Source organism: Thermodesulfovibrio thiophilus DSM 17215 (assembly GCF_000423865.1).
GTDB lineage: Bacteria > Nitrospirota > Thermodesulfovibrionia > Thermodesulfovibrionales > Thermodesulfovibrionaceae > Thermodesulfovibrio > Thermodesulfovibrio thiophilus.
The window spans coordinates 118,038-130,563 of record NZ_AUIU01000013.1; the positions used below are offsets into that span (position 1 = coordinate 118,038).

The window sequence follows — 12,526 nt, forward strand, 5'->3', positions numbered from 1 at the left end:
TATGAGCTCTAAGTCAATATGGAAAGGAATTATAAAGGAATATTATGATTTTTTCCCTGTAACTGATAAAACGCCTATAGCAACTCTTTTAGAAGGGAATACTCCTCTTGTAAAAGTAAATAATTTGACAAAAAAATTAGGACTTGCTTTAGAACTTTATCTTAAATTTGATGGAGCAAATCCAACAGGTTCATTCAAAGACAGAGGAATGACTCTTGCCATATCAAAGGCTCTTGAATCAGGCTCTAAGGCAGTGATTTGCGCATCAACAGGTAATACTTCTGCAAGTGCTTCTGCTTATGCTGCAAGAGCAGGAATTAAAGCAATAGTTTTAATTCCTGAAGGTAAAATTGCGACAGGAAAACTTGTTCAGGCAATGATTCATGGAGCTGTTGTCATTCAGATTAAAGGAAATTTTGATCAGGCATTAAGCATTGTAAGAGCAATTGTTAAGGAGTATCCTATTACTCTTGTTAATTCAATTAATCCTTACAGAATCGAAGGTCAGAAATCTGCAGCTTTTGAAGTCTGTGATCAGTTGGAAAGAGTTCCTGAGTATCATGCTCTTCCAGTAGGGAATGCCGGAAATATATCAGCCTATTGGAAAGGATACAAAGAATATAAGGAAAAAGGTAAGATAGCAGGACTTCCTAAAATGCTTGGATTTCAGGCAGCAGGTGCTGCACCAATAGTTCTTGGACATCCGGTGGAAAAACCAGAAACCATAGCAACAGCAATAAGAATTGGAAATCCTGCGAGCTGGAAGACTGCTGTACAGGCCAGGGATGAATCAGGTGGTATAATTGACATGGTAACGGACGAAGAGATACTAAATGCATATAAAATGATAGCATCTTACGAGGGAATCTTTTGTGAACCAGCATCTGCAGCCAGTGTTGCAGGAATTATAAAGCTTTATAAACAGGGATATTTTAAAAAGGACAGCACTGTTGTCTGTACTCTAACAGGCAATGGCCTTAAAGATCCTGATATTGTTTTTAAGGTTGCTGAAAAACCTCATGTTTTACCAGCAGATTTAGGTGTTGTAAAAGATTTCGTGGGAAAACTGTTATGAAATATATTATCATTGTTCCAGATGGTGCAGCAGATTATCCTATTGAAGAGCTGGGAGGTCGTACACCTCTTCAGTTTGCAAAGATACCAAATATGGATTTCCTTGCTTCTAATGGAACAGCTGGTTATGTGAGAAATATACCAAAAGGATTTTCGCCTGGAAGTGATGTGGCAAATTTAAGCATTCTCGGCTATGATCCGAGGATTTACTATACTGGAAGAGCTCCTTTAGAAGCTGTAAGCATGGGGTTAAGCCTTTCCAGAGAAGATGTTGCTTTTAGATGCAATCTTGTTACACTGAATCTTTCAGATAAGAAACATATTGTTATGGAAGACTATTCTGCAGGACATATCAGTTCTGAGGAGGCAAAAATTCTTATTGATGAAATTAATTCCATGCTTGGAAGCGATGGTATAAGATTTTATCCTGGTATAAGTTATCGTCATATTATGTTATGGAAAAATGGCTCTGAGGAAATAGAGTGCATCCCCCCTCATGATATTACAGGAAAGGAAATTTCACGATATATGCCAATAGGGCGGAATGCGACTTTTATAAAGGAATTAATTTTAAAGTCAATAGACATACTTAAAGACCATCCTGTTAATCAAAAAAGAATTTCAGAAGGTAAAAGACCGGCAAATAGTGTCTGGCTCTGGGGACAGGGCAAAACGCCCAGCTTACCAGCTTTTTATGATAAATATAAACTTAAAGGTGCTCTTATATCTGCTGTTGATCTTACCAAAGGAATTGGTATTCTTGCAGGACTCCATATAATTAATGTTCCAGGAGCTACAGGCTGGATAGATACTAACTATTCAGGGAAAGCCGAGTATGCTTTAAATATACTTGAGAGAGTTGATTTTGTATACTTACATATTGAAGCTCCTGATGAAGCAGGACATCAGGGAGATTACAAATTGAAAATTAAATCCCTTGAAGATATTGATCGTATTGTTATAGGAAAAATCCTTGAGGAAGCACCAAAAAGATTTAATGAGTTTAAAATTTTGTTACTTCCAGATCATCCAACCCCGGTAAAGTTAAAAACTCACACTCCTGAGCCTGTGCCTTTTGTGGTTTACAATAACAGGAAAGTCGAGAAGAAAAATCGAAAATTTTCAGAAGAAATTATTAATTCACCTGATATCAAGATAGAAGATGGTTACAGGCTTATGGATTTTTTTATAACAGGACATGTCTGATTTAATAGAAATTCTTCTGCATGTAGATATTTATCTTGAAGCTCTATTTTCTCATACAGGGCACTGGGTTTATGTAGTTCTCTTTTTTATTATCTTCGCAGAGACAGGATTTGTTGTAACCCCATTTTTACCTGGAGATTCCCTTTTATTTGCAGTTGGAGCTCTATCCTCAAGACAGTTTATCTCTCCATGGATTTCATTTATAACATTGAGCATGGCTGCTATTATTGGTAATACAGCTAATTATCATATTGGCAAAATTATAGGGCCTAGAGTGTTTTCAAAAGAACATTCAATATTTTTTAATAAAAAACATCTAGATACAACCCATGCTTTTTATGAAAAACATGGTGCAAAAACAATAATAATTGCGAGATTTTTGCCTATTTTAAGAACATTCGCTCCATTTGTAGCCGGTATTGGAAGAATGACATATCCAAAGTTTCAGGCATACAATATTTTTAGTAGCTTTCTGTGGAGTGGCTGTTTCATCTGGGCTGGATATTTTTTTGGTAATCTTCCCATTGTTAAAAAACACTTTTCAATGTTTATTATTGGAATTATTATAGTCTCAATTATTCCAACTATTATTAAAGCTATATCCCTGAAAAGGAGTTAGAAGAATGATACCCATAAGGGACTGCTTACCGAGAAGATATACACCATATATGACCTGGATTATTATAGCTTTAAACTGCATTATATTCTTTTTTGAACTTATGTTTAGCCGTGAAGATTTAAATTATATCTTTCATATATTCGGAATTGTGCCTGCAAAATATATGCTTATTGAAACTCTTCCTTTTCATCCACTTTACTATCTGCCTTTTCTAACAAGCATGTTTCTTCATGGTGGCTGGTTTCATCTGATAAGCAACATGTGGATTATGTGGATTTTTGCTGATAATGTTGAAGATAAAATGGGTTCTTTCAGATTTTTAATATTTTATCTTCTATGCGGTTTTGGTGCAAGCTGGATTCATTGTCTTATAAATCCGACATCTATGATGCCAACAGTTGGAGCATCGGGAGCAATCTCAGGCGTTCTTGGCGCATATATGGTAATGTTTCCTCATGCAAGGGTGATAACTCTTGTTCCGGTTTTTATCTTTCCTTTATTTTTTGCTTTCCCTGCTATTTTTTATATTCTGTTGTGGTTTTTTATCCAACTTTTTTCAGGACTTGGCTCACTTCTAACTCCTGCTGATGTAGGAGGGGTTGCCTGGTGGGCTCATGTTGGTGGTTTTCTATTTGGTATATTATTGCATAGAATTTTTGTTATCAAAAAAAGACTTCATATTTATGATGACCATTTTGACTACTACTGCGCATGGCGAAAATTTTTATAATATGGAAAGAGCGGAGTAACATCCGCTCTTTCCATTATCAGCAGAAATCAAAAAATTTTAAAGTATAGGAAGATATCTATCTATTTCGTATGGAAATACTCTAATTCGATAGTCATCCCATTCTTTCTTTTTACTTTCAATAAGGTTTGTAAATATATGTTCTCCAAAAGCTTCTTTAAGTATGCTACTTTTTTCAGCATACTCAATTGCTTCGATTAAGCTACCTGGTAGACTATCTATCCCTAGATCATTTCTTTCATCGTGGCTGAGATGATAAACATCTTTTTCTATCGGTTCTGGAAGTTTATATTTTTTTTCAACTCCTGTTAATCCAGCTTTGAGCATGGAGGCAAAAGCAAGATAAGGATTGCACGCAGGATCTGGACTTCTGAGTTCAATTCGAGTAGCCTTTTCTTTACCGGGTTTATAAAGAGGTACTCTTATAAGTGCAGATCTGTTTTTTCTTGCCCAGCATATATAAACTGGTGCTTCATATCCTGGAACAAGTCTTTTATAAGAGTTAACCCATTGATTAAGCACGAGTGTAATCTCTTTTATGTGAGTTAACAGTCCTGCAATGTAGCTTTTAGCAAGCTCTGAAAGATAATAGGGATCTTTGGGATCAAAGAATGCATTTTTGTCTCCTTTAAATAAAGACTGATGGGTATGCATTCCACTGCCATTTTCTCCAAAAAGGGGCTTGGGCATAAATGTGGCATAAACGCCATGCTGTTTTGCTACTTCCTTTACTATAACTCTATATGTCATGACAATATCAGCCATAGTTAATGCATCAGCATATCTCAAATCAATTTCATGCTGAGAAGGTGCAACCTCATGATGAGAATATTCCACTTTAATTCCAAGCTGCTCAAGTGATAAAATAGTATCTCTGCGAAGGTCTTCTGCAGCATCCATTGGATAATCAAAATATCCACCTTCATCTAAAATTTCAGTGTTTCTGTCAGATCTAAAATAAAAATACTCAAGTTCAGGACCTAAATAAAATGTATAACCCTTTTTCGCAGCCTTTTCTAGGTTGAGTTTAAGAATATATCGTGGATCTCCTTTATAAGGAGTGCCATCAGGTTCATAAATATCACAGAACATCCTTGCTACAGCTTTATCTGTGGGTCTCCATGATAGAATTGCAAATGTGGTTGGGTCAGGTCTTGCAATCATATCAGACTCATCAATTCTTGCAAATCCTTTAATAGATGACCCATCAAACCCCATTCCTTCAGTGAAAGCCACTTCAAGTTCTTCAACTGTAATGGCAAAACTTTTAAGTTGTCCTAAAATGTCGGTAAACCATAGTCGGATAAACTTAATATCATGTTCTTTCACCAGTTGCATAACATCTTTCTGGTCTCTAGGTTTCTTGTAATTCATAAAATCCTCCATATTTAGTTTTTATGAGGCAAAGCCTTTTAGATAATTTTTTTCAAAATTAATCAAATACAATCATATATCGAGAATAACAAAAATTTTAAATATTATACAATTCAAATATACGGCTAACGGTTGCCATATAGGTATATTATCAATAAAAATTGCTTTTGTCAATGTTGTCAATGATTTTATTAAAATGCCTATAAGATTATAGATGAATTATTTTAAATTCAAAATATTACAATTTATAACTTTTCAGTAATTAGATAATGTATTTCAATATAATTATATTAAGACGATAGAATTTGGCAACCATTACCATGCTATTTCATTGTCAAGATGAAAAAATTTTCCAGTTGGTCCATCAGTATCAAGCGTTGCAAGTCTTACAATTGTTTTAGCACCTTCTTTGGTATTCATAGGGGCATCAGGTCCTCCCATATCTGTTTTCACCCAGCCTGGATGGGCGGAGTTTACTTTGATAGAAGTATTTTTAAGAGCTGCAGCTAAGTGAATGGTAAACTGATTAAGAGCTGCTTTTGAAGAATTATAGGCAAAAGGTTTATATCCATCGGTTGCACTCTGGTATGCAAGAGATCCCATAATGCTTGAAACATTCACAATTCTACCTGCATTGCTTTTTTTTATTAGTGGAAGAAGCTCATGGGTAAGTTCAACCGCTCCAAAGAAATTTACATCAAAGGTCTGACGAAGTGCTTTTTGTGAGATGGTTTCAACGCTATTATTTGTAATCTTCTCCTCAGAACTTATCATTCCGGCATTGTTGATAAGTATATCTAATTTTCCGAAATGCTGTTCAATATATTCTCGGGCATTTTTAATATGTTCAGAGTTTGTTACATCAAGCAGAATGAACTCAACATCGAGATTTTCTTCCTGTAGTTTTATTGCAGCGTCTAGTCCATTTTTCTCATTGCGTGCTCCCATTAGAACTTTAATGCCTTTTTGTGCCAGTTGACGGCTTACTTCAAAACCGATTCCCTTATTTGCACCGGTAACCAATGCGATTTGTTTTGATAGCATATATGCCTCCCTCTTTTGATAACTTTTCTATACATATACATCAAGATAAGTTGATTACTATTTAATTTATGAAGTAAAATTATAAATTATTTTAATATAAAGGAGAAATTTTATGAAAATTCGAGGAAGAGTCTGGAAATTTGGCGATAATATTGATACAGATGCTATTATTCCAGCAAGATATCTTAATACATCCGATGAAAAGGAGCTTGCAAAACATGTTATGGAAGATGCTGATAGAGATTTTCCTTCAAAGGTTAAGCCAGGAGATATAATTATAGCTGGAAAAAATTTCGGATGTGGATCATCCCGCGAACATGCACCGATTGCAATAAAAGCAGCTGGAATTAAAGCTGTTGTTGCAAAAAGTTTTGCGAGAATATTTTTTAGAAATTCTTTTAATATTGGACTGCCGATTTTTGAAGTGCCTGATCTCATTGATGAAACAAAAAAAGGAGATGAGATAGAGATAGATATGAATACAGGAGAGGTTATTAATTTAACTACAGGGAAAAAATATACAACAAAACCGATTCCTTCTTTTATGCAGGAATTGATTAATTTTGGTGGGCTTGTAGAATGGACAAAAAATAGATTGTCTAAGGAGGTTATAAGATGAAAACTTACAAGATTGCTGTAATTCCAGGAGATGGGACAGGGCCTGAGGTTATCAGGGAAGGCGTGAAAGTTTTAGATGCTGTAAGTAAAAGGCTTGGATTTAAACTTGATTACACATATTATGATTTTGGAGGAGAGAGATACCTGCGCACAGGTGAAACTCTTCCAGATGGTGCAATTGATGAGCTTAAAAAGTTTGATGCAATATATCTTGGAGCAATTGGTCATCCTGATGTTAAACCAGGAATCCTTGAAAAGGGAATTCTGCTGAGACTAAGATTTGAACTTGATCAGTATGTAAATCTTCGTCCTGTAAAGCTGTATCCAGGAGTTTACTGCCCGCTTAAAGATAAAACTCCAGAGGATATTGATTTTGTGGTTGTAAGAGAAAACACCGAAGGGCTGTATACAGGTTCAGGAGGATTTCTAAAAAAAGGCACACCGGATGAGGTTGCAATTCAGGTTTCAATAAATACACGCAAAGGTGTTGAAAGATGCATTCGCTTTGCATTTGATTATTGCAAAAAGAGAAATAAAAATAAAAAACTCACATTATGTGGAAAAACCAATGTCTTAACATTTGCTTTCGATCTCTGGGAAAGGACTTTTTATGAAGTTGCAAAGGAATATCCAGACATTGCAACAGATTATGCTCATGTTGATGCCACGACAATGTGGTTTATAAAAAATCCCGAGTGGTTTGATGTAATAGTTACTGATAATATGTTTGGAGATATAATAACTGATCTTGGAGCAATGATACAGGGTGGAATGGGTATTGCTGCAGGAGGCAATATAAACCCAGAGGGAGTATCAATGTTTGAACCAATTGGTGGATCTGCGCCAAAGTATACAGGGAAAAATGTTATAAACCCGCTTGCTGCTATATGTGCAGGTGGAATGATGCTTGAGAATTTAGGCGAAGACACAGCTGGTAAACTAATAGAACAAGCTGTGATAGAAGTGACTAGCAAGCATTTAAAAAGCCTTTCAGCGGGTAAGATGGGATATTCAACAACAGAAGTGGGTGATTTAGTTGTAAAGTATGCAACAGAATTACCACTGGAGGAGTGATAATGCTTAAAAAAAAGGAAAGATATAATGTGGCTGTTGTTGGTGCAACTGGAGCAGTTGGAAATGAAATGATTTCAGTTCTTGAAGAAAGAGAATTTCCAGTTGAAAATCTAAGGCTTTTTGCATCTGAAAGAAGCGAAGGAACAAAGCTCAGCTTTAACGGTTATGAAATTCCAGTTGAAACACTCAAGGAAGATTCTTTTGTAGACATAGATATAGCCATGTTTTCAGCTGGAGCTGAAAGATCTAAAGTATGGGCACCAATTGCAGCAAAATCGGGTTGTGTGGTTATTGATAACTCAAGCCAGTGGAGAATGAATGCTGAAGTGCCTCTTGTTGTTCCAGAAGTTAATGCACATGATCTTAAGTGGCATAAAGGAATAATTGCAAATCCAAATTGTTCAACCATTCAGATGGTTGTTGTATTAAAACCAATTCATGATGTTGCAAAGATTAAAAGAGTTGTTGTAACAACCTTTCAGGCTGTCTCAGGAACAGGTAAAAAGGCTATGGATGAACTTCTTCAGCAGACAGTAGATTTGCTTAATTTTAAAGATATAACAATTCAGGTATATCCCCATCAGATTGCTTTCAATGTTCTTCCACATATAGATAAATTTCTTGAAAATGGATATACAAAGGAAGAAATGAAGATGGTGAATGAGACACAAAAAATTATGGGAGATTCATCAATAAGAGTTACTGCTACGACAGTAAGAGTTCCTGTGTTCAGAGGACACAGTGAAAGTGTTAATGTTGAAACAGAAAAAAAGATTACTGCACATGAAACACGAGAACTTTTAAGTAAAGCTCCAGGAGTTGTAGTGATGGATAATCCTGAAAAAAATGAATATCCACTTCCAATTTATGCATCTGGCAGGGATGAAGTTTTTGTTGGAAGAATCCGTGATGATGAGTCAATTGAAAATGGAATAAATTTGTGGGTAGTTTCAGACAATTTGCGAAAAGGTGCGGCATTGAATGCTGTTCAGATTGCTGAAGAGTTAATAAGAATGGTTTAACAATTGTAAATAATAAATGGAGGAATGAGCATTTAGAAACTTATAAATTTCAGGAGGGAAAGATGTTAGGAGACAGAAAGGACTATATATTTACATCTGAATCAGTAACAGAGGGGCATCCAGATAAAGTCGCAGATCAGATTTCAGATGCTATTTTAGATTCTATCATTTCAAAAGACCCTTATGCGAGAGTTGCCTGTGAAACTATTGTTACAACAGGTCTTGTATTTGTTGCAGGAGAAATTACAACAGAATGTTATGTTGATATACCTTCTGTAATAAGAGAAACAGTTAAAGGTATTGGTTATACTCGTGCAAAATATGGCTTTGATTATGAGACCTGTGCGGTTATTACATCAATTCATGAACAATCTTCTGATATTGCAATGGGAGTTGATCCAGGAGGCGCTGGAGATCAGGGATTGATGTTTGGTTTTGCATGCAATGAAACACCAGAACTAATGCCAATGCCAGTTATGCTTGCTCACAAGCTTGCAATGAAGCTTGCTGAGGTAAGGAAACAGGATATTCTTACCTATTTAAGACCGGATGGAAAAACTCAGGTGACTGTAGAATACAGAGATGGTATGCCCTATCAGGTAAAAAGCGTGGTTGTATCTTCTCAGCATGCACCAGATATAACGCTCAGAGAAATGAGAGAAGATATAGTTGAAAAAGTTATAAAACCTGTTATACCTGGAGAGCTTCTTGATGAAGAAAACGTTAAATATTTTATAAATCCTACAGGTAGATTTGTAATTGGTGGACCGATGGGAGATACAGGGCTCACAGGAAGAAAGATCATTGTAGACACCTATGGAGGGACATGCAGACATGGCGGAGGATGTTTCTCAGGCAAAGATGCAACAAAAGTGGACCGCTCAGGTTCATATATGGCAAGGTATATTGCAAAAAATCTTGTTGCAGCAGGACTCTGTGATAGAGCGGAAATTCAAATTGCCTATGTCATTGGTGTTCCAGAACCTGTTTCTATTTATGTTAATAGCTTTGGTACAGGGAAAATTGAAGATACAAGGCTCGAACAAATTATTAAAAAAACATTCGATCTCACACCTAAAGGAATCATTGAAAAGCTGAATCTTAGAAGACCAATTTATAAAAAAACAGCTGCATATGGCCATTTTGGCAGACTTGACCCTGACTTTACATGGGAACAGACAGATATGATAGAAACACTTAAAAAGGAGGCAGAACGTTGCTAAACTATGACATAAAAGATATAAAGCTTGCTGAAAAAGGAAAACTCAGAATAGAATGGGCTGAAATGGACATGCCTGTTTTAAGAATGATAAGAGAAAGATTCAAAAAAGAAAAGACACTTAAAGGAGTTAGACTTGCTGCTTGTCTTCATGTGACAACGGAGACAGCAAATCTGATGATTACTCTTAAAGAAGGAGGTGCAGAGCTATCTCTCTGTGCATCAAACCCTTTAAGTACTCAGGATGATGTAGCAGCTGCGCTTGTTAAATTTTATAAAATACCTGTTTTTGCTATTAAAGGAGAAGACAGAGATACATACTACAACCATATCTATCAAGTGCTTGAAATAAAGCCTAACATCACAATGGATGACGGAGCTGATCTGGTTTCTACCCTTCATAAAGAAAAAAGATCGCTCTTATCATATGTTATGGGTGGCACTGAAGAAACAACCACAGGAGTGGTGCGTCTTAGAGCAATGGCAGATGATGGTGCTCTTGCCTATCCAGTAATTGCTGTGAATGATGCATACACAAAACACCTGTTTGATAATCGATATGGAACAGGTCAGAGCACAATAGATGGAATTTTGAGGGCAACAAACAGACTTATTGCAGGAAGCATATTTGTGGTGTGCGGATATGGATGGTGTGGTAAAGGGGTTGCAATGAGAGCTAGAGGTATGGGTGCAAGAGTTATTGTTACAGAGATTGATCCGCTTAAAGCACTTGAGGCAGTTATGGATGGATTTGATGTTATGCCAATAATAGATGCTACAAGAATTGGAGATATATTTGTAACCATTACAGGAAATATTAATGTTCTTTCTGAAAAAACATTTCTTAAAATGAAAGACGGTGCAATAATTGCAAACGCAGGACATTTCAATGTTGAAATAGACACTGAAGCATTAGAAAAGCTTTCGAAATCAAAGAGAGTAATAAGAGATTTTGTCGAAGAATATACGCTAAAAGATGGAAGAAGAATATATCTTTTAGCAGAAGGCCGGCTTGTTAATCTTTCTGCAGCAGAAGGTCATCCTGCAGCAGTGATGGATATGAGCTTTGCCAATCAGGCACTTTCAGCAGAGTATATTTATAAAAATTCAACTAAGCTTGAAAAAAAGGTTTATTCTGTACCTCAGGAAATTGACAAAGAGATTGCCAGATTGAAACTTGAAACTATGGGAATAAAAATTGATAAGTTAACAAAGGAGCAATATAAGTATTTACATAGCTGGCAAATGGGAACGTGATAGATTTTCCCAAAAAACTTTCTGTAGAGATAACCACGAAATGCAATCTTCACTGTGAAATCTGTCCGAAACACAGTCCCAATTATCATCAGCCAGAATCTGATATTGAGTATGCAACCTTTGCACAACTAAAAACAGTCTTTCCATATATCAACAGCCTTATTCTTAATGGTATTGGTGAGCCTTTATTGCATCATGACATTGAAAAACTTATTGCTTTTGCAGGTATGTACATGCCTCGGGGCTCTTTGATTGGTTTTCAAACAAATGGTGTTTTACTTAGTTATGAAAAAATGAAAGAGCTTGTCAGGGCTGGCTTAAATAGAATCTGTGTTTCCATTGATAGCCTTATGCCTGTTAAAGGGCTTCATGAACCCGAATCTGGTAGATTAGCTCTTGAAGCTATTCATCAGGTAAAATCAAATGGTGCAATGCATTTACAAAGCGGAATTGAGATTGTAATAACCACTGATAATATTGACCAGATAATTCCAACAATTAAAGAAGCGCTAAAATACGAAATAAATTTTATAATTCTTTCACATTTAATTCCTTATTCTTCGGAGACTGCAAAAAAAGTTGCTTATGAAACAAACAATGAAGAGGCAGTTAAAATTTTTAAAAAATGGGTTAATGTTCTTCAAAACTCAGACTATACTGTAGATGACTGGTTAGATCTTATGAAAAAGAAAGCGTTACCAGAGTATTTTCCTGAAGAAAATGAACCTTATAAACTTTTTAAAGACATGTACGATGAAGCAATTAGCCAGGGGCTTACACTTAATATGAAAAACTTAATTAAAAGAGATGATAGATTGCTTGATGAACTAAATTCTGTGTTTGAAGCAGTTCAAAGATTAAGTGAAAAAAATGATATTTCTATCCATATTCCCAGAACAAATCCAACACCATTAAGAAAATGTGATTTCCTTGAAGAAAAATGTATGTATATTGGTGTGGACGGAGAAATTTCACCATGTTATTTTGTATGGCACAGTTTTACCTGTTATATTTCAGGGTTAAAAAAATCCGTTAAAAGATGGTCCTTTGGCAATATAAAAAATAATGATCCACTGGAGATTTATAACAATAAAGCTTACACAGAATTCAGAAAATCAGTTTTAAGCTATGATTTTCCTTACTGTTATGACTGTAATTTTGCACTCTGTGATCTTATGGAAGTTGAAGATTTTATTTATGATTGTTACACAAACACAATTCCATGTGGAGCCTGCCTGTGGTGTGGCGGATTGTTTTATTGTTTGGTATAA

Annotated in this window: 12 protein-coding genes; 10 read left to right on the top strand and 2 right to left on the bottom strand. The window is 35.6% G+C overall.

Annotation, left to right across the window (positions count from 1 at the left end):
• Window position 1 precedes the first annotated feature (1 nt).
• Genes thrC through G581_RS0105065 form a run of 4 tightly spaced genes read left to right on the top strand, consistent with a single transcriptional unit; the run spans window position 2 to window position 3,629 of the window.
• Window positions 2–1,075 carry a threonine synthase gene (gene thrC, locus G581_RS0105050; RefSeq protein ID WP_028844883.1) on the top strand — a complete coding sequence of 358 codons (1,074 nt, stop codon included), beginning with the start codon at window positions 2–4 and terminating at the stop codon, window positions 1,073–1,075.
• Complete coding sequence (locus G581_RS0105055; protein ID WP_028844884.1) at window positions 1,072–2,280, top strand: cofactor-independent phosphoglycerate mutase; 1,209 nt, start codon at window positions 1,072–1,074, stop codon at window positions 2,278–2,280. The genes thrC and G581_RS0105055 overlap by 4 nt, the downstream gene beginning before the upstream one ends.
• Window positions 2,273–2,899 carry a DedA family protein gene (locus G581_RS0105060; RefSeq protein WP_028844885.1) on the top strand — a complete coding sequence of 209 codons (627 nt, stop codon included), beginning with the start codon at window positions 2,273–2,275 and terminating at the stop codon, window positions 2,897–2,899. The genes G581_RS0105055 and G581_RS0105060 overlap by 8 nt, the downstream gene beginning before the upstream one ends.
• A gap of 4 nt (window positions 2,900–2,903) precedes the next feature.
• Complete coding sequence (locus G581_RS0105065) at window positions 2,904–3,629, top strand: rhomboid family intramembrane serine protease (protein WP_028844886.1); 726 nt, start codon at window positions 2,904–2,906, stop codon at window positions 3,627–3,629.
• Between the two features lie 57 nt (window positions 3,630–3,686).
• Here G581_RS0105065 and G581_RS0105070 read toward each other — a convergent pair whose 3' ends face one another.
• Window positions 3,687–5,021, bottom strand: coding sequence for a glutamine synthetase family protein (locus G581_RS0105070; protein ID WP_028844887.1), 1,335 nt, complete (start codon window positions 5,019–5,021; stop codon window positions 3,687–3,689).
• Between the two features lie 315 nt (window positions 5,022–5,336).
• On the bottom strand, window positions 5,337–6,065 hold the full coding sequence (locus G581_RS0105075) for an SDR family oxidoreductase (protein ID WP_028844888.1): 729 nt from the start codon (window positions 6,063–6,065) through the stop codon (window positions 5,337–5,339).
• 112 nt (window positions 6,066–6,177) lie between these two features.
• Here G581_RS0105075 and leuD point away from each other — a divergent pair, with 112 nt between their 5' ends.
• The 6 genes from leuD (at window position 6,178) to G581_RS0105105 (ending at window position 12,526) form a co-directional block, all read left to right on the top strand.
• Entirely contained in the window at window positions 6,178–6,684 is a 507-nt protein-coding gene (gene leuD / locus G581_RS0105080) for a 3-isopropylmalate dehydratase small subunit (protein ID WP_028844889.1), read from the top strand.
• A complete protein-coding gene (locus tag G581_RS0105085; protein ID WP_028844890.1) occupies window positions 6,681–7,757 on the top strand; it encodes a 3-isopropylmalate dehydrogenase in 1,077 nt (358 codons plus the stop codon). The genes leuD and G581_RS0105085 overlap by 4 nt, the downstream gene beginning before the upstream one ends.
• A gap of 2 nt (window positions 7,758–7,759) precedes the next feature.
• On the top strand, window positions 7,760–8,779 hold the full coding sequence (locus G581_RS0105090) for an aspartate-semialdehyde dehydrogenase (protein ID WP_028844891.1): 1,020 nt from the start codon (window positions 7,760–7,762) through the stop codon (window positions 8,777–8,779).
• A 62-nt stretch (window positions 8,780–8,841) separates the two neighbouring features.
• Window positions 8,842–10,002 (top strand): methionine adenosyltransferase, encoded by a 1,161-nt coding sequence (metK, locus tag G581_RS0105095; RefSeq protein ID WP_028844892.1) that lies wholly within the window; start codon window positions 8,842–8,844, stop codon window positions 10,000–10,002.
• Complete coding sequence (gene ahcY / locus G581_RS0105100; RefSeq protein WP_028844893.1) at window positions 9,996–11,255, top strand: adenosylhomocysteinase; 1,260 nt, start codon at window positions 9,996–9,998, stop codon at window positions 11,253–11,255. The genes metK and ahcY overlap by 7 nt, the downstream gene beginning before the upstream one ends.
• Window positions 11,252–12,526, top strand: coding sequence for a radical SAM/SPASM family putative metalloenzyme maturase (locus G581_RS0105105; RefSeq protein ID WP_028844894.1), 1,275 nt, complete (start codon window positions 11,252–11,254; stop codon window positions 12,524–12,526). The genes ahcY and G581_RS0105105 overlap by 4 nt, the downstream gene beginning before the upstream one ends.

What these genes read in the sequence shown, in the direction of transcription:
- thrC (WP_028844883.1), top strand. Translation starts at nt 2, where the DNA reads ATGAGCTCTAAGTCAATATGGAAAGGAATTATAAAGGAATATTATGAT.
- G581_RS0105055 (WP_028844884.1), top strand. Translation starts at nt 1,072, where the DNA reads ATGAAATATATTATCATTGTTCCAGATGGTGCAGCAGATTATCCTATT.
- G581_RS0105060 (WP_028844885.1), top strand. Translation starts at nt 2,273, where the DNA reads ATGTCTGATTTAATAGAAATTCTTCTGCATGTAGATATTTATCTTGAA.
- G581_RS0105065 (WP_028844886.1), top strand. Translation starts at nt 2,904, where the DNA reads ATGATACCCATAAGGGACTGCTTACCGAGAAGATATACACCATATATG.
- G581_RS0105070 (WP_028844887.1), bottom strand. Translation starts at nt 5,021, where the DNA reads ATGAATTACAAGAAACCTAGAGACCAGAAAGATGTTATGCAACTGGTG.
- G581_RS0105075 (WP_028844888.1), bottom strand. Translation starts at nt 6,065, where the DNA reads ATGCTATCAAAACAAATCGCATTGGTTACCGGTGCAAATAAGGGAATC.
- leuD (WP_028844889.1), top strand. Translation starts at nt 6,178, where the DNA reads ATGAAAATTCGAGGAAGAGTCTGGAAATTTGGCGATAATATTGATACA.
- G581_RS0105085 (WP_028844890.1), top strand. Translation starts at nt 6,681, where the DNA reads ATGAAAACTTACAAGATTGCTGTAATTCCAGGAGATGGGACAGGGCCT.
- G581_RS0105090 (WP_028844891.1), top strand. Translation starts at nt 7,760, where the DNA reads ATGCTTAAAAAAAAGGAAAGATATAATGTGGCTGTTGTTGGTGCAACT.
- metK (WP_028844892.1), top strand. Translation starts at nt 8,842, where the DNA reads ATGTTAGGAGACAGAAAGGACTATATATTTACATCTGAATCAGTAACA.